Source organism: Nannocystis sp. RBIL2, from assembly GCF_026626745.1.
In the GTDB taxonomy this organism is placed as follows: Bacteria; Myxococcota_A; Polyangia; order Nannocystales; family Nannocystaceae; genus Nannocystis.
Genome location: NZ_JAPNJW010000001.1, coordinates 4,732,714 through 4,757,521, shown reverse-complemented (window position 1 = coordinate 4,757,521; position 24,808 = coordinate 4,732,714). Strand labels below are relative to the sequence as shown.

The window sequence follows — 24,808 nt, the reverse complement described above, 5'->3', positions numbered from 1 at the left end:
GCCATGATCGACATCGAATCCCTCGGAGAACTGGTCGACCGCGTCGTCTACATCAACCGCGTGGCGAAGGTCGTCAAGGGCGGCCGGCGCTTCAGCTTCAGCGCGCTGGTCGTCATCGGCAACGAGCGCGGCTGGGTGGGCATCGGCTACGGCAAGGCCAAGGAGGTCCCGGAGGCGATCCGCAAGGCCAACGACCTCGCGCGCAAGAACCTGTTCCAGGTTCCGCTCGCGGGCGCGACGATCCCCCACGAGGTCATCGGTCACCACGGCGCCGGCACGGTGCTGTTGCGGCCGGCCTCGCCGGGTACCGGCGTCATCGCCGGCGGCGCGGTGCGTGCGGTCGTCGAGTGCGCGGGCATCCACGACATCCTGAGCAAGTGCATCGGCACCAACAACCCGCAGAACGTCATCCACGCGACGCTGGACGCGCTCCAGCGGCTGCGCGCGCCCGAGTCGGTGTCGCGTCGCCGCGGCCTCGCGGTGGCCGAGCTTACGCAGTAGGAGGCACAGCCATGGCCCTCAAGCTCAAAGTGACCCTCGTCCGCAGCCCGATCCACCGCGAGCAGTCGCAGAAGGACACTGTCCGTGGCCTCGGCCTGCGCCGCCTGAATCACTCGCGGGTGCTCGAAGACTCGCCGTCGATCCGCGGCATGATCCGTAAGATCCAACACCTCGTCGCCGTCGAGCCGGCCGACGAGTAAGCCGATACGGCCGAAGGGGACATCCCAAATGGGTACTACACTTGAAACACTGCAGCCGCCGGCCGGCGCCCGCAAGCGTCGCAAGCGCGTCGGTCGCGGTATCGGTTCGCGTCGCGGCAAGACCTCGACCCGCGGCGTCAAGGGTCAGCTCGCGCGTCACAACCAGATGCCCGACCACTTCGAGGGCGGTCAGAACCCGCTCCAGCGCCGCGTGCCGAAGCGGGGCTTCATCAGCCTGAACCGCGACGAGTACCACGGCGTCAACGTCGGCCTGCTCGAGGGCAAGTTCGCCGCCGGCGAAGAGGTCTCGCTCGAGACCTTGCGGGCCAAGCGCCTCGTCCCGAAGCGCGTCAAGCAGGTCAAGCTGCTCGGCACCGGCGAGCTCAAGACCGCGCTCAAGATCAACGTCGCCAAGGTCAGCGAGTCGGCCCGTCAGAAGGTCGAGGCCGCCGGTGGCTCCATCCAGGAGCCCGCGGCGCCCGCCGAGGGTTGACAGGTCCTTCGTCTGGCCGCTCGGTCGGCAGGCCGCGCACCGTGATACCGGTCACCGGGTGCGCGGCCTTTCATGCGTCGGCCGGGTTCCGTGAGGGGCCCGGCCGAAGTTCGTTGCCGAGCCGGCTGCGGCGCCGGGCGGCATGGGGTACAAGTTGTCGCCGTAACCCCCGGGCCTGAGGGCCTACCCGTCTGGCCGTCAGATCGGGCACGAGAAGGGGCAAGCTGGGAACGCCGATGGGTGTCATCATCAACATCTTCAAGCTGCCGGAGCTGCGCAAGCGTGTGCTTTTCACGCTGGCGATGCTGGCTGTCTACCGCTTCGGCGTGTTCGTGGCCGTGCCCGGCGTCGACCGTACCGTGATGGACGACATCGTCCGCCAGGGCGCGGGCGGCTTCCTCGGCTATCTGAACATGTTCAGCGGCGGCGCGCTGAGCAACCTGTCCGTGTTCGCGCTCGGCATCATGCCGTACATCAGCGCGAGCATCATCATGCAGCTGATGACCGCGGTCATTCCGCGGCTGGAGATGCTCAGCAAGGAAGGCGAGACCGGGCGGCGGAAGATCAACCAGTACAGCCGCTACGGCACGGTGTTCCTGTCGGTGATCCAGGGCTGGTTCATGGCCACCTGGCTCGAGTCGCAGAACGCCCCCGGGCAGACGTTGGTGCTCGACCCTGGCTTGCCGTTCCGCTTGATGACGATCCTGACCCTGACCGCAGGGACATGCTTCATCATGTGGCTGGGCGAGCAGATCACCGAGAAGGGCGTCGGCAACGGGATCTCGCTCATCATCTTCGCCGGCATCGTCGCCGACCTCCCGGTCGCGCTGTACCAGCTGTGGCAGAAGACCCAGGACGATCCCGAGAACTTCGGGCCGATGTTCATCGCCATCCTCGGCGCGCTCGTCGTCGCCGTGATCGCCTTCGTCGTGATCATGGAGCGCGGCCAGCGGCGGATTCAGGTCCAGTACGCCAAACGGGTGGTCGGGCGGCAGATGTTCGGCGGCAACGCCAACTACCTGCCGCTGCGCCTCAACAGCGCCGGCGTCATCCCGCCGATCTTCGCCAGCTCGATCCTCATGTTCCCGAGCCAGATCGCGGGCATGACCGGCAGCTCGTCGATGCAGTGGTTCTCCAACGCCCTGCGCTACGACGGCTGGCTGTACCTCACCGCCTTCGTCGGACTCGTGATCTTCTTCACGTTCTTCTACACGTCGCTGCAGTTCAACCCGGTCGACGTGGCCGACAACTTGAAGAAGCAGAACGCGTCGATCCCCGGGATCCGCCCCGGCAAGCGGACGGCCGAATACATCGACTTCATCCTCACGCGCCTCACCTTCGCCGGCGCCTGGTACATCGCCGCGGTGTGCGTCCTGCCGACGCTGCTGCAGACCAAATTCAACGTCCCGTTCTACTACGGCGGCACTTCGCTGCTGATCGTGGTGGGCGTCGCCCTCGACACGGCGCAGCAGATCGAGAGTCACCTGGTGACCCGTTCGTACGAAGGGTTTGCCGGTCCTGGCGGGCCGCGGATCCGCGGACGTCGGGGCTAACTCACACGGAGCCGCGCGCGCCGGTCTGGTGCCGGCCTGGACTAACGCCGGCCTTTTTGCCACCTTTTCGCCCTTCCTTGACCCCCCCTGGGGGTCCTTGAGCTTAAGCATAGTCTTCGTCGGCCCATTCGGGCGGACAGCAGCGGACCCTCGGGTCAACGGCCCGAGGGGCCAAGGTCTCTTCTCTGTGAATCATCCGCACGCCGACACCTTCGAGGCCACAGTGGTCGCTGAGTTGCCCCAGCAGCTGTACCGCCTCGAGGCCGAGCCGCCGACGCAAGCTGTCCTCACGGCCAGCTTGTCTGCGGAGGCGCGGCGCCTCGGTGTGCACGTACGGACGGGGCAGCGTGTGCTGGTCCGCAGGGCCAGTCTCGATCCAGGTCGCGGTGTCATCACCGGGTTGGCGCTCCGCCAGCCCTGAGCCGCACCTTCGCCAAGAGGAACAATGAAAGTCAGAGCCAGCGTTCGAAAGATCTGCGACAAGTGCAAGGTCATCCGCCGCAAAGGTGTCGTGCGGGTGATCTGCGACAACCCCAAGCACAAGCAGCGTCAGGGCTAGGAGAACCACCATGGCACGCATTGCAGGGGTGGACCTGCCCCGTAACAAGCGCATCGAGATCGCGCTCACCTACATCTACGGCATCGGCCGCGGGACCGCGCTGAAGATCCTCGACAAGTCTGGCGTGGGCGCGGCGATCCGCACCGACGACCTGACCGACGATCAACTCGCGTCGATCCGCAGCGTCATCGAGAGCGACCTCAAGGTCGAGGGTGACCTCCGCCGCGACGTCCAGATGAACATCAAGCGCCTGATGGACCTCGGCTGCTACCGCGGTCTCCGTCACCGTCGCGGCCTGCCGGTCCGCGGCCAGCGCACCCACACCAACGCCCGCACGCGCAAGGGCCCCAAGCGGGGCACGGTGGCGGCCAAGAGGAAGGTCTGAGCCATGGCGAACACCAAGGCAGATGCCGACAAGGGCAAGTCCAAGCGTCGCGTCAAGAAGAACGTCTCGACCGGCGTCGTCTACATCAACTCGACCTTCAACAACACGCTCATCACCATCACCGACGTCAACGGCAACACCATCGCGTGGGCCTCGTCGGGTGTGCGTGGCTTCAAGGGCTCGCGCAAGTCGACGCCGTTCGCCGCCCAGCTGGCTGCCGACGACGCCGCGCGCAAGGCCCAGGACCACGGCATGCAGACCGTGTCGGTCCGCGTGTCGGGCCCCGGTGCCGGCCGCGAGTCGGCGCTTCGCGGCCTGCAGTCGGCCGGTTTGCGGATCTCATCGATCAAGGACGTCACGCCGATCCCGCACAACGGCTGCCGCCCGCCCAAGCGGAGGAGGGTCTGAACCATGGCTCGCTACATCGGTCCCGTGTGCCGGCTCTGCCGGCGTGAAGATGCCAAGCTGTTCCTCAAGGGCGATCGCTGCTTCACCGACAAGTGCGGCTACGAGCGGCGCCAGTACCCCCCGGGTCAGCACGGTCAGGGCCGCAAGAAGCGCCCGAGCGACTACGGCCAGCAGCTGCGCGAGAAGCAGAAGGTCAAGCGCATCTACGGCCTGCTCGAGAAGCAGTTCCGCGGCTACTACTACCGCGCCTCGCGGATGAAGGGCGTGACCGGCGAGAACCTGCTCGCCCTGCTCGAGCGCCGGCTCGACAACGTCACGCTGCGCTGCGGCTTCTCGTCGAGTCACGCCGAGGCCCGTCAGCTCGTGCGTCACGGCCACTTCCTGGTCAACGGCAAGCGGATCAACATCCCGAGCTACCAGGTGCGCGCCGGCGACATCGTCGAGGTCCGCGACAACAGCAAGAAGATCAAGCGCATCGTCGACGCCATCGGGCAAGTCGACCGGGTCCCGCGGCCGGCGTGGATCGATCTCGACAAGGAGAACATGCGCGGCAAGATCACCGCGCTGCCCTCTCGGTCGGACATCTCGGCGGATATCGACGAGCAGCTCATCGTCGAGCTGTACTCGAAGTAACCACACGGAGGGACGAATGCAGGACCAAAACACCATCGCCAGGAACTGGCGCGACCTGATTCGGCCGAAGAAGCTCGAGGTCGACACCTCTTCGCTCACCGACACCTACGGCAAGTTCACGTGCGAGCCGCTCGAACGCGGCTACGGCATCAGCCTGGGCAACAGCCTGCGGCGGGTGCTCCTGAGCTCGCTGCAGGGCGCTGCGATCACGACGGTCCGCATCGAAGGCGCGCTCCACGAGTTCACCACGGTGCCCGGCGTCGTCGAAGACGTCACGGACATCATCCTGAACGTCAAGGCGCTGCTCCTCCGTATGGACGACGCCACCCCGCGTACGCTGGTGGTCGACAAGCAGGGCGAGGGCGAGGTCACCGGTGCGGACATCCAGTGCCCGACCGGCGTCACCGCCCTTCGTCCCGAACAACACATCGCCACGCTCAGCAAGGGCGGCCGACTGCGCATGGAGATGACCTGCGCGATGGGCCGCGGCTACGCGACCGCGGATCAGAACAAGACCGAGGGCATGCCGATCGGCGTGATCCCCATCGACTCGCTGTTCTCGCCGATCCAGAAGGTCAACTACCGCGTCACCAACGCACGCGTCGGCCATCGCACCGACTACGATCGCCTCTCGCTCGAGGTGTGGACCGACGGCTCCGTCCGTCCCGAGGACGCGGTCGCCTACGCGGCCAAGATCCTCAAGGAGCAGCTCTCGATCTTCATCAACCGTGAGGAGATCGAGGAGGCCGCTGTCCCGCAGCAGAGCGAGAGCGACAAGCTCAACGAGTACCTGTGGCGCTCGGTCGACGAGCTCGAGCTCAGCGTCCGCTCGGCGAACTGCTTGCAGAACGCCAACATCCACTACATCGGCGACCTCGTGCAGCGCACCGAGGCCGAGATGCTCAAGACCAAGAACTTCGGCCGCAAGTCGCTCAAGGAGATCAAAGAGATCCTGGCGCAGATGGGCCTGTCGCTTGGCATGAAGATCGACAATTGGCAGGGCCCCCCGCCGGCCCGTGAGGAGACCTGATCCGCCATGCGCCACCAGAACGCTGGCCGCAAGTTCAGCCGCAACTCGTCGCACCGACGTGCCATGTTCCGCAACATGGTCACGTCGCTGCTCGAGCACCAGCGCATCACCACCACCGAGCCGAAGGCCAAGGAGCTCCGGCGCCTGGCTGAGCGCACCATCACCACGGCGCTCCGCCTCGGTGACCTGCTCACCAAGCCGAAGGACCAGCGCTCTCCGGCCGAGCAGGGCAAGTACGTGCACGCCCTTCGCATGGCCGGCCGCATGGTCCGCTCGCGCGACGCGCTGCACAAGCTGTTCACCGACATCGCCCCCCAGCTCCGCGGCCGCCCCGGCGGTTACACGCGGATCCTCAAGGTGGGCACCCGCCCCGGTGACGCTGCGCCGATGGCGATCCTCGAGATCGTCACCTTCAAGCTGCCCTCGGCCGCTCCCGCGGCCGCCGGCGGTGCGTCGTCCACCGGCTCCGAGTCGGCCGCCGACTGACGCTTGGCGGCCGCCCGGCCGCTGATCCCGAGCAAGAAGGCTCGCGCTCCGGCGCGGGCCTTTTGCTTTGGGTCGCGGGGAGCTCTCGCTTCGGCTGTCCTTGGGGACAGCTCGGGTCAGCGACGACCGAGCGCGCGGCAGGGCACGTTCGTCCGCGAGCGCTCCGCCGAGACTCGCTTCCGCGCCACGGTCCGGCGCCGCGTGCTCGCTTCGGCCAGCGCTCTTCTTCCTTGCGCGCGCGCCAGGACCGGTCGGACGAATTCTCGCGCCCGGCCGCGCTTCGTGCATTCGCTTCAAATGGCCGCGCAGGGCCGACGTCGCGGGTTTTTTGCCCGCGCTGACCGTCCTCTCTACGCTGAAAGCGTGCTGGAAGACATCGAACCGTACCTTCACCTCGTGGCCGTCGGGGGCGGGCTGCTCGTCGCGCTGTTGCTGCTCGTCTGGCTCGGACGCGGGGTGCGAGGCGGGCGGCACGAACGGGCGCAGACGGTCGTCGGGTTGACGCCGGCGCACGCCCTGCACGTGGTCGAGGTGGCCGGCCGTCGCCTGCTCGTCGGGACAGGTCCCGGCGGGCCGCCCAACCTGCTGCTGGAGCTGCCCGACCCGCCGCCGGCGCCATGGAACGCCGCGCCGGCCGAGCTCGACGCCCCGCCGTGGGTGGCCGACGCCGCCCGCAGCGCCGAGGGCTGGCGCGCCGACGCGACGCGCGCGACCAAGGAGTGGCGCGCCGACGCCTCCCGCAGCACGGAGGGGTGGCGCGCGCATGGTCCCTGAGCTGCCGACAGGCGCTGCCACGTGGGTGGCCCTGTCGCTGGCGCCGATCGCCGCAGTCAGTTGCACCGCGTTCGCCAAGGCGAGCGTCGTGCTGTCGGCGATCCGCGTCGGGCTCGGCGCCGAGGCCCTGCTGCCGTGGAGCGCCGTGTTCGCGCTGTCGCTGGTGGTGACGGCGGTGATCATGGGCCCGGTCGGGTTCGAGACCGCCGCGCTGTACGGCTCCGGCGCGCCGCTCGACGTCGGGGCCCTGTTCGCGCCGCTGTCGGCGTTCCTCGACCGCCACGCCGACCCGGCCGAGGTCGAGTACTTCGCGTCGCTCAACGCAGTCGACCTCGCGCACCCGCTCGCGCTCGTGCCGGCGTTCCTCGTCACCGAGCTCGCCGAGGCGCTGCAGATGGCGGCGCTGATCCTGGTCCCGTTCGTGCTCGTCGACCTGGTGCTGGCCCAGCTGGTGGCGCTGATCGGTCTCTCGGGACAGGTGCAGCCCGCGGTCGCGCTGCCGGTCAAGGTGCTGCTGTTCCTGGCCGTCGGCGGCTGGGACGCGGTGATCCGCGGCCTCGTGGAGGGCTACGCGTGACCGTGGCGCTCGAGGCGATCGGCGACGGCCTGGTCCACGCGGCGTGGATGATCGCGCCCGCGGCCGGAGCCGCCGCCGGGGCGGCGCTGGCGATCGGCTGGCTGTGCCACCGCCTCGGCGTCACCGACCCCGCGCCGGTGCTGCTCGCCCGCACGACCGCGGTGCTCGCGGTCGTGTGGTGGTTCGGCGCGCAGTGGCTGGCCGGCACCGCCGCGTACACGCGCGGGCTGTGGGCGCTGCTGCCCGCGATCGGGCGCGGCGAATGATATGTCCCGGAGGACATGTGGGTCGGGTCGCGGCGAGCGCCGGGCTCGGTGCGCGGACATGTCCTCGGGGACATGTAATGGACACGCCCGCGGGTGCGGAGTCGAGCGCTCGCCGGCTCGAGAGAAACTGTCCGCGGGGACATGTGATTCGCGGGCGGTGCCGCCGGTGATCGCTGGGCCGCTGGCGGCGTGGGCGTGGCTGACGCTGCGCCTGTTTGCGATCTTGCACGCCCAGACGCTCTGGCGCGCGGCCGCGGGCGGGGCGTGGTGGGCGATCGCCGGGGCGCTGGCGGGCGTGCTCGCGGCGGCGTGGACCCCGGGACGGGTCGCGCCGGTGGCGTGGTCGTGGTGGTTGCTGGCGGCCGGCTTCGAGCTGCTGCTCGGCGCGGTGCTCGGCGCCCTCGTCAGCCTGCCCGGTGAGGCCGCGCTCGGGGCGGCGCGCCGCTCCGGGGTGACGCTCGGGCTCGGCCGCGCGCGCGCGTTCGCGGCGCTGCAGGTGGCGCTGGTCGGCTCGCTGGCGCTGGCGGCGGGGTTGCACCGGCCGCTGCTGACCGGGCTGCGCGCGTACGCGACGCGCTGGCCCGTCGGGGAGCCGCACGGGTGGCAGCTGCAGCTCGACGTCGCGGCGGCGAGCGCGGCGGCCCACGAGGCCACGTTGCTGGCGCTCGGTCTGGCGACGCCGGTCCTGCTCACCGCGGCCGTCCTCGAGCTCGCGCTCGCGTGTGGCGCGAGATCTGGCCCGGTCGCCGCGCTGGCGGCCGCGAGCCGGTCGTGGCTGGTCGCAGTCGCGGCGCTCACCGCTCTCGCCGCGGCCTGGGCCGTCCACCCGGAGGCGTGGCTGCAGGCCCTCCCGCGCGCCTGAGGCGTGATAACGTCCCCTCGTCGGATGCTCCGCCTGTCTCACCGCTGGTGCGCCGCGATGTTGCTGCTGGCGACCTGCGGCCGCGGCGAGCCCGAGCCGGCCGACTTGCAGGCGCTGCGGCTGCCGACCGGCGCGCTGCTCTCGCCCGACGGCGCGTGGCTGTTCGTCACCAACAGCAACCTCGACCTCGGGGTCAAGACCAGCACGCTCGTGGTCCTCAACCTGCGCGCGCTCGACCAGGCGTTCGCGGAGGAGCCGGCGCCGGGCGACGCCGAGCTCAGCGCGGCGTCGCCGTGCCGTGTCTCCGAGGCCATGTCCAAAGAGACAGCTGAGAAGGCGCAGCAGGTCGTCGAGTGCGAGGAGCGCTACTTCATCCAGCGCGCGCACTCGGTCCGCTTCACCAGCGGCGCCGGCAACATCGCCCTCGACCGGCCGATCGGCGACGAGGGCCCGTGGCGATTGCTGGTGCCGTCGAGCCTCGAGGAGCGCGCGGTGACGTGGATCGACGTCGTGCGCGAGGCCGGCGGCATCGAGGTCGACTGCGGGCAGGACGGCGAGGGCGAGTGCGACGCGGCGCACTCACTGCAGCGGCTCGGCAACGATCCGGCCGGCGCGCGCCTGCCGTCCGACCCGGCGCGGATCTTCGTCGACCGCGAGGGCTATCGCTTCGCCTACCTGCCGCACCTGCTCGGCGCGAGGATGACGCTCATCGCCCTCGACGCCGAGTACGGGCCGAAGATCACCGACATCACCGACGCCACGCAGAGCTTCTTCGCCACCGAGCCGCTCGGCAAGGGCGTGCTCGCCGGCGGGTTCGCGGTCGATCAGCGGGCCTGCGACCCGCTGGACGCGCCGCCGAGCAGCGAGGGTTGCACGCGTCCGCTGCTGTACGCCTCGCACCGCTTCTGGCCCGGCGTGCGCCTGTTCAGCGTCGAGACCGGGCGCGACACGATCGTGCGCTTCGGCAATCACTGGTTGCTCGGGGTCAACCCGTACGCCGCCGGCGACCGCCCGTTCATGGGCGAGATCGAGTTCCTCGACCCGGACGTCGGCGACCGTCTGCTCGCGGTCCACACCACGCCGCCGTCGCTGTCGCTGGTCGACACCAGCCTCGGTGCGTCGGGCGAGCCGCTCAACGACCCGATCGACAGCGTGGCCCTGTGTCACAACCCGAACCTGATGGCGATCCATCGGCCCAAGCAGGGCGAAGCGATCGCGTTCATCAGCTGTTACTCCGACGACGAGGTCGCCGCGGTCGCGCTCGGCTCGTTCAGCGTGATCGCCACCATCCCGGTCGACGACGGGCCCAACGAGCTGGTCGTCGACGAGGCGCGGCGCAAGCTGTACGTCGTGCACACTCTGGCGAGCACGATCGGCGTCGTCGAGCTCGACAGCGCCTCGCCGCGGCGGCTGCAGATGATCCGCCGGATCGGCCTCGGCGGCTGACTCAGTTCTTGCGGAAGACCTGGCGCATCCACGTGCCGAGCTGGTCGCCGCGGTAGCGCAGCTGGTTCGTGAACACGAACTCGCGCAGCGCCTCGGCCAGCGACGCCGCGGACGGGTAGCGGTCGTCGAGCGAGCGGGCCAGCGAGCGCAGCAGGATCTGCTCGAGCGGCGGCGGGATCGCCGGGTTGACCTCGCTCGGCCGCGGCACCTTGCACTGGCGCACGCTCTCGAAGGTCTCGATGTCGCTGTCGCGGCGGAACAGCCGGCGGCCGGTCAGCAGCTCGAAGAACACGATGCCGAGAGCGAACACGTCGCTGCGGGCGTCGAGCGGCGCGCCGCGGACCTGCTCGGGCGACATGTACGCGAGCTTGCCCTTGATGACGCCGGCCTGCGTCTGCACCGACGAGCTGGTCGCCTTGGCGAGGCCGAAGTCGATCAACTTCACCTCGCCCTCGTAGGAGATCAGGATGTTGGGCGGGCTGATGTCGCGATGGATGATGTTGAGCGGCCTGCCGTCGTCGCTCTTCTTGTTGTGGGCGTAGTCGAGGCCCTCGGCGCAGCGCGTGATGATGTAGCAGGCCTGCGCGAGCGGTAAGGCCTTGCCGGCCTTCTGGTGCAGGTCGAGCAGCGCCCCGACGTCGCGGCCCTCGACGTACTCGAGCGCGATGTAGAAGGACTCGTCCTGGCGGCCGAGCTGGTAGATCTGGGCGATGTTGCCGTGCTGCAGCTGCACGGCCAGCTTCGCCTCCGCCTGGAACATGGCGATGAAGTTCGGGTCGCGGGCGATGTGCGGGAGGATTCGCTTGATCGCCACCAGGCGCTCGAAGCTGTCGGCGCCGGTCAACTTGGCCTTGTACACCTCGGCCATGCCGCCGGCGCTGATGCGTTCGAGCACCTCGTAGGGACCGATCTTGTCGGGGGCCGTGGTCAACGCGGTGATTCTCGGCCCACGCGTCGGAGTTCGTCAATTCGGAGCGAGGCGCGGGCTCGCCCGAATTGTCCGATGTCACGGGCAGGTCGAGGTCCGCGGCCGGCGAGCCACGGCTCCCGCGCTCAGCGTGCGCCGGTCACGCTCTCGCAAAAATAAACAGGATCCGCGCCGTATGGTGCGGATCCCCGGGTCGGGCACGTGACGGCCAGCGGCGATGCGTCGTCGGCCGTGGGCGCCCGCTCGTTCACGCCTCGGCGCGCGGGCTGTCCGCGGTGAGGCTCTCGGGCGGCAGGACGACGGGCTCAAGCGCGGCGTCGAGCACCTGCCGCATGTCCTCGGCGAAGATGAACTCGATCTGCTGGCGCACGTCCTCGGGCACATCCTCGATGTCGCGGGCGTTGCGGTGCGGGAGCACCACCCGCTTGATGCCGGCCCGGTGGGCGGCCAGGACCTTCGACTTGATTCCGCCGACCGGGAGGACCCGTCCGCGGAGGGTGCATTCACCGGTCATCGCCGTGTCGTTGCGGACCCGGCGACCCGTCAGCAGCGAGGTCAGGGCTGTGAACATGGTGACGCCTGCGGAGGGGCCGTCCTTGGGGACGGCGCCGGCGGGGACGTGGATGTGCAGGTCCTGGCGGTCGAGGAAGTTGACGTCGACCCCGAGCTGGTTGGCGTTGCTGCGGACGTAGGTGAGGGCGGCCCGGGCAGACTCCTTCATGACGTCGCCGAGCTGACCGGTGATCTCGAGGCTGCCCTTGCCGGGCATGCGTGAGGTCTCGACGAACAGGATGTCGCCGCCGACCGGGGTCCAGGCGAGGCCGGTCGCCACGCCGGGGACGGCGGTGCGCTCGGCGACTTCGCTCTGGAACTTGGGCTTGCCGAGGTACTTGTGAAGGTCGGCCGCGTCGATGTGCAGCCGCGGCGACTTGCGCTCGTCGGCCCGCGCGATCTCCAGGGTCAGCGCGCGGCACAGCTTGGTCAGCTCGCGCCCGAGCTGGCGCACCCCCGCCTCCCGCGTGTACTCGCGGATGATCGTCTTGATCGAGTCGTCGGTGACCGTCATCGTGCCGGTCGCGATCGCGTGGTCCTTGATCTGCTTGGGCAGCAGGTGGTCCTTGGCGATGTGCAGCTTCTCCTCGAGGGTGTAGCCGCTGAGCTCGATGACCTCGAGGCGGTCGCGGAGCGGCGCGGAGATCGTGTCGAGGCTGTTGGCGGTGCAGATGAAGAGCACCTCCGACAGGTCGAACGGCAGCTCGAGGTAGTGGTCGGTGAAGGTCTTGTTCTGCTCGGGGTCGAGGACCTCGAGCAGCGCCGCGTCGGGCGAGCCCATCCAGCTGTTGCCGAGCTTGTCGATCTCGTCGAGCAGCACCACCGCGTTCTTCTTGCCGGCCTTCTTCAAGGCGTGCAGGAGTCGACCGGGCAGCGCGCCGACGTAGGTGCGCCGGTGGCCGCGGATCTCCGCCTCGTCGCGCACGCCGCCGAGGGCGATCCGCACGAACGGACGGCCGGTGGCGTCGGCGATCGACTGGCCCAGCGAGGTCTTGCCGACCCCCGGAGGCCCGGCGAGGCACAGCAAGGTCGCGCGGGTGTTGCCCGAGACCTTGAGGACGGCCATGTGCTCCAAGATCCGCTTCTTGACCTCCTCGAGGCCGAAGTGGTCGGCGTCGAGCTTCTTGGCGATGGCGTCGATCTCGAGCGTGCCCGAGGCGCGCTTGTTCCACGGCAGGTCGGCGATCCACTCGAGGTAGGTGCGGATCACGCCGAACTCGGCGTGGGCGTTGTTCATCGCCTCGAGGCGGGCGAGCTCGCGGTCGGCGACCTTGCGGGCCTCCTCGGGCAGGCCGGCGCTGTCGAGCCGCTCGCGCAGGGCCTGCAAGTCGTCGGACTTGGGCTCCTCGCCGAGCTCCTTCTGGATCGCGCGCAGCTGCTGGCGCAGCAGGACCTCGCGCTGGTTGCTGTGGAGGCCGCGGCGGACCTCGGAGTCGATCTTGTGCTTGAGCTCCGCGAGGGTGATGGCCTCGTCGAGCAGGCGCGAGACCAGGCGCAGGCGCTCGCTCACGTCACGAGTGAGCAGGACCTGGACCTCCTTGTCGGTGTCGAGGCTCAGCGCCGCGGCGACGCGGTCGGCCAGCAAGCCGGAGTCGTCGCCGCGACCGAGCAGCTCGATCCACTGACCGAAGCTCGAAGACATGTCGGGCGCGATCTCCTGCAGCTTCTCGCGCATGCGCGAGCCGAGAGCGCCGGCGAGCAGCTTCGCCTCGGTGGGATCGGAATTCTCGTCGGCAAGCTGCTCGACCTCGGCGGTCCAGTAGGGCTTGCCGTGGAGGATCGTCTTCAGCGAGAAGCGACCGAGGCCCTCGAGTACGACCTGATAGTTACGCTCGCCCGTGCGCCGGATCTGGCGGACGCGGGCGTACGTGCCGACCGGCTGGAGGTCGGCGAGCTCGGGATCGACCATCCGCGCGTCGCGCTGCACGGCGATGCCGACGATCGCATCCTGCCCGACGGCCTCGATCATGGCGATCGAACGGGCGCGACCGACCGGGACGGTGATGACTGTGCCAGGGAAGAGGACGCCGTTGCGCAAGGGCAGCAGCGGGATCACAGACGGATACTCTGGGTGGCTCATCTCGGTTCCTTTCGCTCCCCGCGGCTAAGCCTGCAGGGGTACGTGATGACGGTTGAACCGAACTTAAAACCGTTCAACTCGCCGTCAACTGCGGGGCCGGGGATCGGCGCGGCAGAGCCCGTGGACGAGGAGTTGATGCAGAGCCGTGACCTCACGCTCGAGCTCGTCAGGTGCACGACCGAAGAGCAGCGGCGGCACGAACGCGACGAAGGCCTGCAGCAGCGCCGCCGCGGTGGCGGACGCATCCTTGATCGCGAACTCGCCAGCGTCTGCACCTGCTTGCAGCAGCTCGGCGATGATCTCGCGTTCGCGCCGGTGGTAGATCTCCTGCGCCTCGCGGATGGCCGGGCAAGCGTGACAGTGAACGAGTTCGGCGGCGTGCGCGCCGCGCTCGGCGAGGGCGAGGAAGGCACGCGTTCGCGCCACGAGCGCCGCTTGCAGACGGTGGGCGTAGAGCTTCTTGGGCGCGTTCGCGGCGCCGCGCATGGCGGCGAGCACCGCCTCGTGGCGGCGATGCGAGAGCTCGACCCAGATGGCGTCCTTGGCTTCGAACTCGAGATAGACCGAGCCGACGCTGACTCGAGCCTCACGGGCGATCTCGGCGACGGTGGTCTTGGCGTGACCGTAGTGGTGGAGCAGTCGCTCGGCGGCGTCGAGGATCTGCGCGCGCCTCGGGTTGCCGAGGTCTCCCGCGGGGTACGTCCCGGACTGAGCCATGACGAAACCACTACATCATTCATCGTTTGAAAACACAAACGTGCGCGCGGTCAGTTCCGCCCGGTGATCCGATCGAGGTCAAGCGGACGCATACGCCGGCGTTGCAGCGGCGGCTCGTGAATAGCACCCTGCACCCCCGGGTCTGAAGGCCCCCGAAATCGCACGAGGAACCCTCCATGTCGCTTCGCCCATGTCTGTCCCTGCTCGCCGGTATGTTAATTGTGTCCGCCCCCGCCACCACCTTCGCCGACTCGGCCGGCTCGATCGGCAACGTCGACTCCGTGACTGTCTACGAGAGCAGCAGCGATGACTACGCGATGGCCAACGGCGTGTTGTCGGTGCGCGAGAAGTCCGGAACCAAGCGCGACTACAAGTGGGGCGGGTCGCTGTGCCCGGGCCGTAACGTGAGCGCCGACTCGATCTCGATGCTGTTCGACGCGCTCCGCTCGCAGACTCAGGTGGAGATCGTGCCGTCCTACAAGGTCGGCAACGGCGCCACCCGCTGTCTCACCGGCTTCAAGCTGTCCTTCGACCGCCCCGAGGCGGGCGGCTGATCCGCTGAAACTTGCGCAGGTTCTTGGCGCGCGGACCCGGGCGCGCTAAAAGCCTCGCTCCGTGGACCTCGACGCCACCACCCCGCCGAGCCGCGCTCGCGTCGCGCTCGCCTGGCGGGTCGGTGTGCGGCCGAGGTCTTCGCGTCTCGTGCCGGCGCTGCTGTGCCTGGCGCTCGCAGCCGCGATCCCGCAACGACTCGATGCGTCGCTGACGGCGGCGCTGCGGGCGGCATGGTCAGGCGAGAGTATGCATGTCCTTTGGGACATGTGCTTTGCGACCTGGCCGATGGTCGTCGCCGGAGCGGTCCTGCTGGTGACTCTGGCGACGGCGGCGAGTGGTTCGTTCGGCTGGGTCGAGGGCGAGCGCTCGCGACTCGGCCGGGTCGGCGCGGTGCGACCAGGCGTCGGATCGGCGGTGGTCGCCGTGGTGGTGCTGATCGTGCTGGCGCTGGCGGTGCGCGGGGTGATCGCGGGGGCGGCGCGCGGGGTCGCCGCCGGGGAGGCGAGCCTCGTCACGCTGTGGGCGGAGTGGCTCCGGCGCGCGTTGTTGGCGGCGGGCTGCGTGACGCTGGTGGCCGCGGTGCTCGAGCTGGTGCTGATGCGCGGGGCGCTGCGGCGGGCGCTGTACCAGACGCGGCGCGAGGCGAAGGAGAGTTCGCGGTGAGCGAGCGGCTGGTGTCGGTGGCGCTGCCGGTGGCGCTCGACCGCGGCTTCACGTACGCGGTGCCGGCGTCGTGGCCGAGCGCGCCGGAGCCGGGGGCGCGCGTGCTGGTGCCGTTCGCCAACCGCGGGCTGGTGGGAGTGGTGCGCGCGGCCCCGCCTGAGCGGCTGAACGGAGCGCGGATCAAGCTGCTCGAGGAGGTGCTCGACCCACCGGGCGCGCCGTCGTTGACGCCGGAGCTGGCGCGGCTGTGCGAGTGGGTGGCGGACTACTATGTGGCGCCGGTCGGCGAGGTCTACCGGCTGGCGCTGCCGGGCCTGCTGACGGGGCATGATGTCCGAAGGGTCATGTTGTCCGAGGCCGGCGCGCAGGCGCTGACGGCCGCGCGCGAGGTGGTGCTGCAGCCGGTCGACGACGCGGGGCTGCCGACGGCGGCGGAGCAGCGGGTGCTGGCGGCGCTGGCGTCAGCGCCCGGGGGCGAGCTCGCGGTCGAGCGGCTGATCGACCTGCGCCCGCGCATCCCCGGGGTGCTGCGGCTGATCGGCGACCTCGCGGCCAAGGAGCTGTGCACGATCTCCTGGGACGAGGCCGGCGGCGAGGGGGCGCGCGTCGAGGCCCACTACCGCCGCACCGACTACCTCCGCGGAGCGGCCACCGCCGAGGAGACGCTGCGCGAGCACATCGGCCGCAGCAAGCAGCGGCGGGCGCTGCTCGACCTGCTCGAAGGGGCAGGTTCGTGGGTGCCGGCGGGCGAGCTGCGCGGGCCGTTCCCGGGCTACAAGAAGCTGCTCGAGCCATTGATCGCGGCCGGGCTGGTGGGGGTGGAGGAGCGGCTGCGGGCGCTCGATCCGTTCGCGGCGGAGACGATCGAGCCGTCGCTGCCGCAGGCGCCGACCGCTGACCAGGCGGCGGCGCTGGCGACGTTGCGCGGCGACCTCGCCGCGGGCAAGTTCGCGGCGTCGCTGCTGCACGGGGTGACGGGCAGCGGCAAGACGGAGGTGTACCTGCAGCTGATCGCGGACGCGCGGGCGCGCGGGGGCGGGGCGATCGTGCTGGTGCCGGAGATCGCACTGACCCCGCAGCTGTCGGATCGCTTCCGGGCGCGCTTCGGCGAGACGGTGGCGGTGCTGCACAGCGGGCTGACGCCGCGCCAGCGGCTCGACGCGTGGCAGCAGATCCGCATGGGCGCGCGGCCGATCGTGATCGGGGCCCGCTCGGCAGTGTTCGCGCCGGTGCCCGACCTCAAGGTGATCGTCGTCGACGAGGAGCACGACGGGTCGTTCAAGCAGGAGGAAGGGGTCCGTTACAGCGCGCGCGACGTTGCGCTGGTGCGGGCGCGCGACGCGTCGGCGGTGGCGCTGCTCGGCAGCGCGACGCCGGCGCTCGAGACGTACGAGTCGGCGCGCTCGGGGAAGCTCCGCTGGCTGCGGATGACGACGCGACCGACGACACGGCCGCTGCCCGACGTGGAGCTCGTCTCGCTGGCGATGCACCGACCCGACCCAGAGACGCTGCTGACGGGACGCCTGCGCACTGCGCTGGTGGAGACGGTCGCGGCGGGCGAGCAGGCGATCGTGTTCCTCAATCGCCGCGGCTTCGCGACCACGCTGCTGTGCGACCGCTGCGGGGCGCTGCATCACTGCCCCGACTGCAGCGCGCCGGCGATGACGTACCACCTCGGGCGCAACCGCTTGATGTGTCACTGGTGCGGGTACATCGAGGCGCCGCCGGAGCGCTGCGTGGAGTGCGGCGAGGGCGAGCTGCTCCACGGCAACGCGGGGACGGAGCGGATCGAGCTGGCGCTGGCGAAGGACGTGCCGGGGGCGCGAGTGCTGCGGCTCGATCGCGACACGAGCCGCGGCAAGGGGTTGCTGGAGACGCTGGCGCAGTTTCGCCGGCGCGAGGCCGACATCCTGGTAGGGACGCAGATGTTGTCGAAGGGGCACGACTTCCCGGGCGTGACGCTGGTGGGGATCCTCCAGGGCGATCACGGGCTCGGGCTGCCCGACATCCGCGCGTCGGAGCGGACGTTCCAGCTGCTGACGCAGGTCGCGGGCCGAGCTGGCCGCGGGGACAGGCCGGGACGCGTGCTGATCCAGGCCTATGGGATCAAGAACCCGGCGATCGCGTTCGCGGCCGAGCACGACTTCGAGGCGTTCGCGGCGTGGGAGCTCGACAAGCGTCGGGAGCTCCACAACCCGCCGTTCGGTCACCTGGCGCTGGTGCGGATCTCGGGGCCGGATCAGGTCGCGGTGCAGCGGCGCGCGGAGGAGCTGGCGGTGGTCATCCGCGCGGCCGCGGAAGAGGTGCGGCGCAAGCACGCGGAGGAGCCCGGGAGCGCCGAGGCGCCGCCGCCGTTGCAGCTGCTGGGGCCGAAGGCGTCGCTCATCGAGCGGGTGAACCGCCGCGTGCGCTGGCAGATGCTGATCCGCGCGAGCAGCCGACCTCCGCTGCGCTGGTTGCTGCGACAGCTGCGGCCCCGCCTCGGCGAGGCCGGGAGCGGCGAGTTCAAGACGATGGCGAACGTGGACGTCGACCCGCAGTCGCTGATCTGAGGGCCGAGAAGGCGGATGTCCTTTCAGGCAGGTTGATGCAGGACGTCCTGCCGGAGGGACCCAGGTTCTTCGTCCGGCGAGCCCCGGCCCGCAGAGGTCGCAGTGTTTCGGTCAGGTCGTGCAGGAGGGTCGCGCCTGACTCACTTGGGCGTGGAGAGGTCGACGCGCGCGCGACCGGTCCCCGCACGGGCCCGGCGCGGCTGCACGGGTCGCGCCGGGCTGTCCTCGGGGACCTGGCCGATCAGACAGCTGGCTGCGGGCCGCCGAGGTGGCGGTGGAAGAAGTCGAGCGAGCGACGCCACGACTCGGCGGCGGCGACCGGATCGTAGACTTCGGGGCGGGCGTCGTTGAAGAAAGCGTGCTGGGCGCTGTAGCGGTAGAGCTCGTATTCGGTGGTGCCGGCGCGCAGCTTGTCCTCGAGGGCGCGGACGGCGTCGGGGGTGCACCAGTCGTCGAACTCGGCGAAGTGGGCCTGCAGCGGGGCGAGCAGCTTGCTGGCGTCGGCGCCGGCGCCCGGGATGCCGTAGTAGCAGACGCCGGCGGCGAAGCCGGGGACGTTGCAGATCGAGGCGAGGGTGAGGGCGCCACCGAGGCAGAAGCCGACGATGCCGACCCTGGTCGAAGCGTCCTGTCCCTTGAGATAGGTGAGGGCGCCGGCGATGTCGCTCAGCGCCTCGCCGAAGTCGAGGCCGGTCATGAGGTGCTTGGCCTCGTCGGCGACGGCGGTGGCGCGACCGCGGTAGAGGTCGGGGATCAGGACGCGATAGCCGGCGTCGGCGAGGCGCTGGCCGACGCGGCGGATCTGGTCGTTGATGCCCCACCACTCTTGAATGAGGACGACGCCGGGAGCGCCGTCGGCGGCGGAGAACAGCACGCCGGGGGCGTCCTGTCCGTCGGGGCGGGTGAAGCTGATCGCTCGGCCGTGTTCCATGGCGACCATGGTAGGGGCCGCGCGCGTCGCGACAAAGGCCGCCACTGGCGGCCTCAGGCGCGGGATGCGACCGGCGGTGCGTACCCCGCGAAGGAAGTCACTGACGGATCCAGGTCTGGGTGCGGAAGAACGGGCCGAGGTAGCCGCGGACCTTGAGCTTGCGACCGCCATCCTCGAGCCAGATCTTGCAGCGGTAGGTCTTGTTCTTCTGCGGGTCGAAGATCTTGCCGCCGCTCCACTCGCCGTCGTCGGCCGTCAGACCCCACATGACCACCATGCCCTCGATGGGCTTGTTGTGATCGTCGCCCTCGCACTGATCGCACAGCGCGCCGGGCTTGAGGAGGAGGCGGTCGACGCGGCCGTAGATCTTGCCGTCGACCTCGTAGATCTTGACGACGGACTTCGTCTCACCCGTCTCGTCGTCGATCGTCTTCCAGCTCCCGATGGGTGAATCGCTGGCGGAGAAGAAGGCGTAGGCGGTCGCCGAGGCGGACATGACCGCGGCCAACAGCGCGGCGAACACGAATTTCACGGGGCGCAGGGACGTGCGAGCGGACTTGAGGTGCATGGTGAGATCCTGGCTGATTTGGTCGGTTGCGGGAAGGTGACAGGGGGAGACGCTCGCCGGGCGCGCCGCTTCAGGCACCCTGGAAGAAATTGTCGCCCCGGATCGCCGGGCTTCGGGGTGCGTCGCCGCGCATTGGGACTGGAGTACACTCCCGTCGCCGTGGGTCCGGAGATCCTCATGACGGGCGACCGTGCCCACCGGGGCGAGCTGGTCCCTCGCGTGCAAGACCTGGGCTACACGGTGGTCCCGGTCCGCGAGCGCGAGCTGGTCCTGCGCGCGGCGCAAAACCCCAGCCCGGCAGCGGTCATCGTCTGCCTCGGCTCGGCCGACGCGAGCGGGTTGGTGCAGGCGCTGCGCGAGCGGCCAGAGACGATGGGCATCCCGGTGCTGCTCTACGGGCGTCTTCAAGGCGAGACGCGCGACCTGGCCGCGGTGCTCGAGCTCGGGGCCGACCGCTTCCTCGAGGCGCCCGTCGACGAGGCAGAGCTCAAGGCGGCGCTGGCCGAGCTCGCTGGGCCGCCGGCAGGCGCAGCGCGCCCCGAGATCCGCGAAGCTTCGCCGGCTCCCCGTCCCGTTCGCACGGACCCGGTCCTCAGTCGTCTGCATCACACGCTCGAGGTGCTGGCCGCCCGACTCGAGACCCGCGAAGAGTCGGTCGACGGCCACCGCGACGGGATCGATCTCGAGGCGATGGGCCTGGACGCCGTTCCCGATGTCGACCCGGAGCACGACAGCGGCGAACTCGAGCTGCTGCGCGAGCCGACCCAGCGGCTGCCCTCGACTGGCGAATCGCGGGTCGGTCGTCGGGCGACCCGAAGCGAGCTCACGTTTTCGCGCGACGGGGAGATCTCGCCGGAGTCGGGCCCGCAGGCCCCTGCAGAGGCCCACAGCGAGCATACGGCGTCGGTCGCGACCGCTGCTCGCGAGGACGTTCGCAAGGCCCGCGCGACCCGTTGGGGGGAGTCGCGGTCGGAGCCGCGCGAGGTCGCGGAGGGTGATCTGTCTCAAAAGACTTGGTCGAAGCGACAGGCTCTGACAGTGGATGAGGCGCCGACCGAAGACCCGGCGGAGGCAGGTCGGCACGGCGTGACGAGCGAGCTGTCTCGAGAGACAGGTGGCGGGCGTGGCTCGTGGCGGTCGCAGGGCGGCGGGCGCCGCGGTGAGCTGGCGCGAGAGACAGGTTCGTCGCGTGACCTGCGGGCAAGTGAGGACGAGCTCGACGCCGGCGCAGGACGCGTCGAGGAGACGATCGAGCTGACGCGCGAGGCGGGGCCGCGGGCGGGCAGGAATGTCGCTGGCGGTGCGCCGCGGGACGCGGATGCACCTTCGGCGCGTCGAGGCGAAGGTGAGCTGACGCAAGGGACAGGTGGGCGTCGCTTGCGGAGCGCGGAGCTGGCGCGAGGGCCAGGCGGGCAGCGAGGTTCTTGGAGCTCGCGGGCCGAAGAGCTGGCTCAAGGGACAGGTGGTCGGAGCTCGCGGAGCGTGGAGCCGGAGGAGCGAGCGCAAGAGGCAGGCGGTCGACGGGATTCGCGGAGCGCGGGGCGAGATCTGGCGCAAGGGACAGGCGGGCGGAGCGCGGAGCCCGAGGAGCTGGCTCAAGGTTCAGGAGGGCGACGCGGGTCTTGGAGCGCGGAGCCGGGAGATCTGGCGCCAGGGACAGGTGAGCGGCGCCGCTCGTGGAGCACGAAGCCGGAGGGGCTGGCGCGGTCCGAGGAGCCGGAGGGGTTGTCGCAAGGGACAGGTGCCGGACGCAGCGAGCAGACGGAGGAGCTGGTGCGCGAGCGGCCGCGATTGCAGGCTCCGCAACCTGCGGGAGTCGCCGCGATGGAGCCGGTCGGAGCGGTGAAGCCTGGGCAGGGCGAGGCGCGTGGCGGCGCGTGGCGGCGAGACGAGCGCTCGAATACAGGGTCTTTTGAGGAATCTGCGCTGCCGGAGGAGCCGTGGCGGGAGAATCGTCGGTCGGGACGTTTCGTAGTCGACGGCGAGGGGACGACCGAGTCGCCTGCAAGACGAGCGCAGGCAGATCGATCGAGCTCGAGGTCCGAGCCCGGACGAACGGGGCGCGAGGAGGCGGCGAGAGGTCGTCGCTCGGGCCGGTTCTTGGTCGACGAGGAAGCGGCGACGGAAATGTCCCGGAGCGAGCTCGCAAGCTCGCGGTTCGACCTCGGACGACGAGGGCGCGAGGAGGACGTGAGCGGAGGTCGCCGCGCGGGGCGGTTCGCGGTCGATGGGGAAGGTGCTGCGGATGCGCCGCGGACGCCTGAGCGCCGGAGTCCGGCGCAGCGCTTCGATGAACCTGCTCAGGAAATCGAGCGTGGGGGCCGCGCGGGTGGGCAGGACGTCGGCCTGTCTCGGGGGACAGGTGTGGTGGGCGATGGCCACGCGGCGAGCGGAGCCGGAGGGTCTCGAGAGGAGACTGGGCGAGGGGCCCGGTTCGCGGCGGGCGAGGGGCCGGCTCGAGAGACGGATTCGAGAAGGGGACGGTTCGCGGAGGGCGAGGGGCTGGCTCGAGAGACGGATTCGAGAAGGGGACGGTTCGCGGAGGGCGAGGGGCCGGCTCGAGAGACGGATTCGAGACGGGGGTTGGCGGAGGGCGAGGGGCTGGCTCGAGAGACGGATTTGAGACGGGCCCGGCTCGCGGAGGGCGAGGGGCTGGCTCGAGAGACAGGTGCGGGGCGCTTCGCGGAGCCTGCGCGCCAGGTGGAGCGGGCTGGAGAGGATGACGAACCAGGAGGGGGCGGGGCGGAGGAGTCGACGCTCGTGCTGCCTGCCCGCCACTGGTCGCGCCGCTCGTCGGACCGGGCTGCATCCGTGAAGGTGGAGCTGTCGCAAGAGACATGGCCCCAACGACATGTTCGTGAGGACATGAATGAGGTGGCCGCGCGGTCGGGGAGGCCCGGCGGGCGCGAGGCCACCGAGGAGATGTCTCTCCCGGCAGCGCGGGCCCCGGTCGCGGGGCCGCCGCGCGTCGAGGAGCAGCCGTGGCTGTCCCCAGAGACAGGCAGCGTCGAGAGTGAGGCGCCGCTGGCGGGGGCCCAGGCGCGCGGCGAGTCGGACGCGCCGGCGCTGCTGGCCGAGCTGCGCCGCGAGCGGTTCACGGGCGGTCTGCGGGTGGCGGCCAGCGGCGCGCCGGAGCGACGTCTGTGGTGGTCGGAGGGACAGGTGATCGGAGGCGCGAGCGCGGCCGCCGGCGAGTCGGTGCTGGGCCGCCTGGCTGCGCGCGGACTGCTGAGCCCGACGCATCTCGAGCTGGCGGCGCGCTGGGGCACCGGCGACCCGCGACGCGACGTCGAACGCCTGGCCCAGTCGGGATTAATTAAACCGCAGGAGATGCGGGAGGCGCTGCGCGAGCCGGTGCGGCGGATCGTCGAGCGGATCGCCGAGAGCGGGAGCGTGGCGTGGGGCCTGTGGCCGGGTGACGCACCGGCGGTGGCGGTCGAGCTCGGCGTGCCGCTGGCGGCGATGATCGCCGGCGGGGTCCAGCGCGGTTCGACGCTGTCGCAGCTGCGCGTGGCCGTGAACGACGACCGCAAGCCGCGCCTGGCGTTCGCCGGGCCGGAGGCGCTGGCGGCCGAGCTGCGCTGGCCGGCGGTGGCGGCCGTCACCGAGCGCTTCGACGGCCAGACCCGCGTCGGCGAGTTGATCGCGGCGGCGGTGGCCGACGAGGCGGTGATCCGCGCGGTGGTGTACGTGCTCGAGCTGCTGGGGCACCTGGCGCCGGAGATCGACGACCCGGCGGCGACCTTGACGGCGCTCGACCGTCAGCGGGTGCGCGAGCGCCTGCGACTGGCGCGCGAGAGCGACTACTTCGCGCTGCTCGGCCTGCCGCGCGAGGCGTCGCGGGCCGAGGTGCTGCGCGCTCATGCAGATCTGACTGCGACGTTCTGCGAGAGCCTCGAGCCCGACAGTCGGGTCGAGTTGGCAGAGGAGATCGAGGAGCTGCTGGCGGCCCTCGACGAGGCGCGCGACGTGCTCTCCGACGACGCGCTGCACAGCGCCTATCTGGCGCAGATCGGGGCGACGTGAGCGGATCTTCGCGGCTTCGTGCGGTGTTCATGGGCTCGCCCGACTTTGCGGTGCCGAGCCTCGAGGCGGTGGCTCGTACGTGCGAGCTGGTGTTGGCGGTGACGCAGCCGGACAAGCCGGCGGGGCGCGGGCGCAAGCTGATGCCGCCGGCGGTGAAGGATGCGGCGCAGCGCCTGGGGGTGCCGGTCAGTCAGCCGGTCAAGGTGCGCGATGGGACGCTGGCGGCGCAGCTGCAGGCGCTGGCGCCCGACGTGATCGTGGTGACTGCGTACGGGCGGATCTTGCCGCGCGCGATCCTCGAGGTGCCGCGTCACGGCTGCATCAACGTGCACGCGTCGCTGTTGCCCCGCTGGCGCGGCGCGGCGCCGATCCAGCGCGCGGTGCTGGCGGGCGACCGCGAGACCGGGGTGGCCATCATGCAGATGGAAGAGGGGCTCGACACCGGGCCGGTGTTCCGCGCGGCGCGGACGCCGATCGAGCCGGAGGAGACGAGCGGCGAGCTGTTCGTCCGTCTGGCGACCCTCGGCGGCGATCTGCTGGCGGCGTTCCTCGGCGAGTTCCCGGACGTGCCGCCGCCGACGCCGCAAGATCCGTCGCTGGCGACGCTGGCGCCGATCCTGCGCAAGGAAGAAGGGGTGGTCGATTGGACATGGTCTTCGGGACATGTCATCAACCACGTGCGCGGGATGGATCCGTGGCCGGCCGCGGTCACGGGGCGCGAGGGGACGCCGGTCAAGCTGTACCGCGCGGGGCCGTCACCGCTGCTCAGGCCCGAGGGCGCGACCGCGGGCGAGGTCCTGGCGGTCGACCGCGCCGGGTTGCACGTGGCGTGCGGCGAAGGGGTGGTGCGGATCGCCGAGGTCCAGGCCGCCGGCGCCAAACGCATGCCGGCCCAGGCCTACGCCGCCGGCAAAGCATTTAAAAAGGGGGAAGGGTTCTCGACGCCTCCGCGCTCCGAGACGGAGTGAAGGCGCGGGATGTCCCGCGGGACATGCGGCGGCGCGCGGACGGCCGCCGCGATGCGAGCGCGGCGCGTGTGAGGTGCGCCGGCGGAGAAGCCGGG

General features: G+C 70.6%; 25 protein-coding genes. 20 read left to right on the top strand and 5 right to left on the bottom strand.

What is annotated here, in order from left to right:
• Positions 1 to 3 precede the first annotated feature (3 nt).
• The 15 genes from rpsE to OV090_RS18655 all read left to right on the top strand — a co-directional run bounded on the left by rpsE (position 4) and on the right by OV090_RS18655 (position 10,173).
• Complete coding sequence (gene rpsE / locus OV090_RS18725; RefSeq protein WP_096328172.1) at positions 4 to 501, top strand: 30S ribosomal protein S5; 498 nt, start codon at positions 4 to 6, stop codon at positions 499 to 501.
• A gap of 11 nt (positions 502 to 512) precedes the next feature.
• A complete protein-coding gene (gene rpmD / locus OV090_RS18720) occupies positions 513 to 701 on the top strand; it encodes a 50S ribosomal protein L30 (RefSeq protein WP_267705152.1) in 189 nt (62 codons plus the stop codon).
• 28 nt (positions 702 to 729) lie between these two features.
• A complete protein-coding gene (gene rplO, locus OV090_RS18715) occupies positions 730 to 1,194 on the top strand; it encodes a 50S ribosomal protein L15 (RefSeq protein WP_267705150.1) in 465 nt (154 codons plus the stop codon).
• A 236-nt stretch (positions 1,195 to 1,430) separates the two neighbouring features.
• On the top strand, positions 1,431 to 2,747 hold the full coding sequence (secY, locus tag OV090_RS18710; protein WP_267705148.1) for a preprotein translocase subunit SecY: 1,317 nt from the start codon (positions 1,431 to 1,433) through the stop codon (positions 2,745 to 2,747).
• Between the two features lie 445 nt (positions 2,748 to 3,192).
• Positions 3,193 to 3,306 carry a 50S ribosomal protein L36 gene (rpmJ, locus tag OV090_RS18705; RefSeq protein WP_096328167.1) on the top strand — a complete coding sequence of 38 codons (114 nt, stop codon included), beginning with the start codon at positions 3,193 to 3,195 and terminating at the stop codon, positions 3,304 to 3,306.
• A gap of 10 nt (positions 3,307 to 3,316) precedes the next feature.
• Positions 3,317 to 3,691, top strand: a complete 375-nt coding sequence (gene rpsM, locus OV090_RS18700; RefSeq protein WP_267705147.1) for a 30S ribosomal protein S13 — start codon at positions 3,317 to 3,319, stop codon at positions 3,689 to 3,691.
• Between the two features lie 3 nt (positions 3,692 to 3,694).
• Positions 3,695 to 4,099, top strand: a complete 405-nt coding sequence (gene rpsK / locus OV090_RS18695) for a 30S ribosomal protein S11 (RefSeq protein ID WP_267705144.1) — start codon at positions 3,695 to 3,697, stop codon at positions 4,097 to 4,099.
• Between the two features lie 3 nt (positions 4,100 to 4,102).
• Positions 4,103 to 4,732 carry a 30S ribosomal protein S4 gene (rpsD, locus tag OV090_RS18690; protein WP_267705142.1) on the top strand — a complete coding sequence of 210 codons (630 nt, stop codon included), beginning with the start codon at positions 4,103 to 4,105 and terminating at the stop codon, positions 4,730 to 4,732.
• A 16-nt stretch (positions 4,733 to 4,748) separates the two neighbouring features.
• Complete coding sequence (locus OV090_RS18685) at positions 4,749 to 5,762, top strand: DNA-directed RNA polymerase subunit alpha (protein ID WP_267705140.1); 1,014 nt, start codon at positions 4,749 to 4,751, stop codon at positions 5,760 to 5,762.
• Between the two features lie 6 nt (positions 5,763 to 5,768).
• Positions 5,769 to 6,248: a 50S ribosomal protein L17 gene (gene rplQ / locus OV090_RS18680; RefSeq protein ID WP_267705138.1), complete on the top strand. Its 480-nt coding sequence runs from the start codon at positions 5,769 to 5,771 to the stop codon at positions 6,246 to 6,248.
• A gap of 363 nt (positions 6,249 to 6,611) precedes the next feature.
• Positions 6,612 to 7,022 (top strand): hypothetical protein, encoded by a 411-nt coding sequence (locus tag OV090_RS18675; RefSeq protein WP_267705136.1) that lies wholly within the window; start codon positions 6,612 to 6,614, stop codon positions 7,020 to 7,022.
• Positions 7,012 to 7,599 carry an EscR/YscR/HrcR family type III secretion system export apparatus protein gene (locus OV090_RS18670; protein ID WP_267705134.1) on the top strand — a complete coding sequence of 196 codons (588 nt, stop codon included), beginning with the start codon at positions 7,012 to 7,014 and terminating at the stop codon, positions 7,597 to 7,599. The genes OV090_RS18675 and OV090_RS18670 overlap by 11 nt, the downstream gene beginning before the upstream one ends.
• Positions 7,596 to 7,865, top strand: coding sequence for a hypothetical protein (locus tag OV090_RS18665; protein WP_267705132.1), 270 nt, complete (start codon positions 7,596 to 7,598; stop codon positions 7,863 to 7,865). The genes OV090_RS18670 and OV090_RS18665 overlap by 4 nt, the downstream gene beginning before the upstream one ends.
• Before the next feature lie 157 nt (positions 7,866 to 8,022).
• Positions 8,023 to 8,727, top strand: coding sequence for a hypothetical protein (locus OV090_RS18660; RefSeq protein WP_267705131.1), 705 nt, complete (start codon positions 8,023 to 8,025; stop codon positions 8,725 to 8,727).
• Between the two features lie 24 nt (positions 8,728 to 8,751).
• Positions 8,752 to 10,173, top strand: a complete 1,422-nt coding sequence (locus OV090_RS18655; protein ID WP_267705129.1) for a hypothetical protein — start codon at positions 8,752 to 8,754, stop codon at positions 10,171 to 10,173.
• 1 nt (position 10,174) lies between these two features.
• Here the strand turns inward: OV090_RS18655 and OV090_RS18650 are convergent, their stop codons facing one another.
• From OV090_RS18650 to OV090_RS18640, 3 genes are all read right to left on the bottom strand, one after another.
• Positions 10,175 to 11,104, bottom strand: coding sequence for a serine/threonine-protein kinase (locus OV090_RS18650; RefSeq protein WP_267705127.1), 930 nt, complete (start codon positions 11,102 to 11,104; stop codon positions 10,175 to 10,177).
• A 244-nt stretch (positions 11,105 to 11,348) separates the two neighbouring features.
• Entirely contained in the window at positions 11,349 to 13,733 is a 2,385-nt protein-coding gene (lon, locus tag OV090_RS18645; RefSeq protein ID WP_267705125.1) for an endopeptidase La, read from the bottom strand.
• An 84-nt stretch (positions 13,734 to 13,817) separates the two neighbouring features.
• Positions 13,818 to 14,450, bottom strand: coding sequence for a TetR/AcrR family transcriptional regulator (locus OV090_RS18640; protein ID WP_267705123.1), 633 nt, complete (start codon positions 14,448 to 14,450; stop codon positions 13,818 to 13,820).
• A 221-nt stretch (positions 14,451 to 14,671) separates the two neighbouring features.
• On the opposite strand from OV090_RS18640, the gene OV090_RS18635 reads away from it, so the two are divergent.
• The 3 genes from OV090_RS18635 to priA all read left to right on the top strand — a co-directional run bounded on the left by OV090_RS18635 (position 14,672) and on the right by priA (position 18,220).
• Positions 14,672 to 15,004, top strand: coding sequence for a hypothetical protein (locus tag OV090_RS18635; RefSeq protein ID WP_267705122.1), 333 nt, complete (start codon positions 14,672 to 14,674; stop codon positions 15,002 to 15,004).
• A 61-nt stretch (positions 15,005 to 15,065) separates the two neighbouring features.
• Complete coding sequence (locus tag OV090_RS50745; protein WP_267705120.1) at positions 15,066 to 15,668, top strand: hypothetical protein; 603 nt, start codon at positions 15,066 to 15,068, stop codon at positions 15,666 to 15,668.
• A complete protein-coding gene (gene priA, locus OV090_RS18625; protein WP_267705118.1) occupies positions 15,665 to 18,220 on the top strand; it encodes a primosomal protein N' in 2,556 nt (851 codons plus the stop codon). Before OV090_RS50745 ends, priA begins: the two co-directional genes overlap by 4 nt.
• 241 nt (positions 18,221 to 18,461) lie before the next feature.
• On the opposite strand, the gene OV090_RS18620 is transcribed toward priA, so the two are convergent.
• The gene (locus OV090_RS18620; RefSeq protein ID WP_267705116.1) at positions 18,462 to 19,151 is read right to left on the bottom strand and encodes a dienelactone hydrolase family protein; all 690 of its coding nucleotides are present in this window, start codon (positions 19,149 to 19,151) and stop codon (positions 18,462 to 18,464) included.
• Positions 19,152 to 19,248: 97 nt separating this feature from the next.
• Positions 19,249 to 19,719, bottom strand: coding sequence for a DUF2147 domain-containing protein (locus OV090_RS18615; protein ID WP_267705114.1), 471 nt, complete (start codon positions 19,717 to 19,719; stop codon positions 19,249 to 19,251).
• Positions 19,720 to 22,584: 2,865 nt separating this feature from the next.
• On the opposite strand from OV090_RS18615, the gene OV090_RS18610 reads away from it, so the two are divergent.
• Together OV090_RS18610 and fmt are read left to right on the top strand one after the other, a co-directional pair.
• Positions 22,585 to 23,745, top strand: a complete 1,161-nt coding sequence (locus tag OV090_RS18610) for a hypothetical protein (RefSeq protein ID WP_267705112.1) — start codon at positions 22,585 to 22,587, stop codon at positions 23,743 to 23,745.
• Entirely contained in the window at positions 23,742 to 24,713 is a 972-nt protein-coding gene (fmt, locus tag OV090_RS18605) for a methionyl-tRNA formyltransferase (RefSeq protein WP_267705110.1), read from the top strand. The genes OV090_RS18610 and fmt overlap by 4 nt, the downstream gene beginning before the upstream one ends.
• The last annotated feature ends 95 nt before the right edge of the window (positions 24,714 to 24,808 follow it).

Excerpts from the sequence above, each read along its gene's own strand:
- OV090_RS18620 (WP_267705116.1), bottom strand. The coding sequence starts at position 19,151 with ATGGAACACGGCCGAGCGATCAGCTTCACCCGCCCCGACGGACAGGAC.
- rpsM (WP_267705147.1), top strand. The coding sequence starts at position 3,317 with ATGGCACGCATTGCAGGGGTGGACCTGCCCCGTAACAAGCGCATCGAG.
- rpsE (WP_096328172.1), top strand. The coding sequence starts at position 4 with ATGATCGACATCGAATCCCTCGGAGAACTGGTCGACCGCGTCGTCTAC.
- rpsD (WP_267705142.1), top strand. The coding sequence starts at position 4,103 with ATGGCTCGCTACATCGGTCCCGTGTGCCGGCTCTGCCGGCGTGAAGAT.
- OV090_RS18610 (WP_267705112.1), top strand. The coding sequence starts at position 22,585 with ATGAATGAGGTGGCCGCGCGGTCGGGGAGGCCCGGCGGGCGCGAGGCC.
- rplQ (WP_267705138.1), top strand. The coding sequence starts at position 5,769 with ATGCGCCACCAGAACGCTGGCCGCAAGTTCAGCCGCAACTCGTCGCAC.
- lon (WP_267705125.1), bottom strand. The coding sequence starts at position 13,733 with ATGAGCCACCCAGAGTATCCGTCTGTGATCCCGCTGCTGCCCTTGCGC.
- rpsK (WP_267705144.1), top strand. The coding sequence starts at position 3,695 with ATGGCGAACACCAAGGCAGATGCCGACAAGGGCAAGTCCAAGCGTCGC.
- rpmJ (WP_096328167.1), top strand. The coding sequence starts at position 3,193 with ATGAAAGTCAGAGCCAGCGTTCGAAAGATCTGCGACAAGTGCAAGGTC.
- OV090_RS18640 (WP_267705123.1), bottom strand. The coding sequence starts at position 14,450 with ATGGCTCAGTCCGGGACGTACCCCGCGGGAGACCTCGGCAACCCGAGG.
- OV090_RS18685 (WP_267705140.1), top strand. The coding sequence starts at position 4,749 with ATGCAGGACCAAAACACCATCGCCAGGAACTGGCGCGACCTGATTCGG.
- secY (WP_267705148.1), top strand. The coding sequence starts at position 1,431 with ATGGGTGTCATCATCAACATCTTCAAGCTGCCGGAGCTGCGCAAGCGT.
- OV090_RS18670 (WP_267705134.1), top strand. The coding sequence starts at position 7,012 with ATGGTCCCTGAGCTGCCGACAGGCGCTGCCACGTGGGTGGCCCTGTCG.
- rplO (WP_267705150.1), top strand. The coding sequence starts at position 730 with ATGGGTACTACACTTGAAACACTGCAGCCGCCGGCCGGCGCCCGCAAG.
- rpmD (WP_267705152.1), top strand. The coding sequence starts at position 513 with ATGGCCCTCAAGCTCAAAGTGACCCTCGTCCGCAGCCCGATCCACCGC.
- OV090_RS18615 (WP_267705114.1), bottom strand. The coding sequence starts at position 19,719 with ATGCACCTCAAGTCCGCTCGCACGTCCCTGCGCCCCGTGAAATTCGTG.
- OV090_RS18655 (WP_267705129.1), top strand. The coding sequence starts at position 8,752 with ATGCTCCGCCTGTCTCACCGCTGGTGCGCCGCGATGTTGCTGCTGGCG.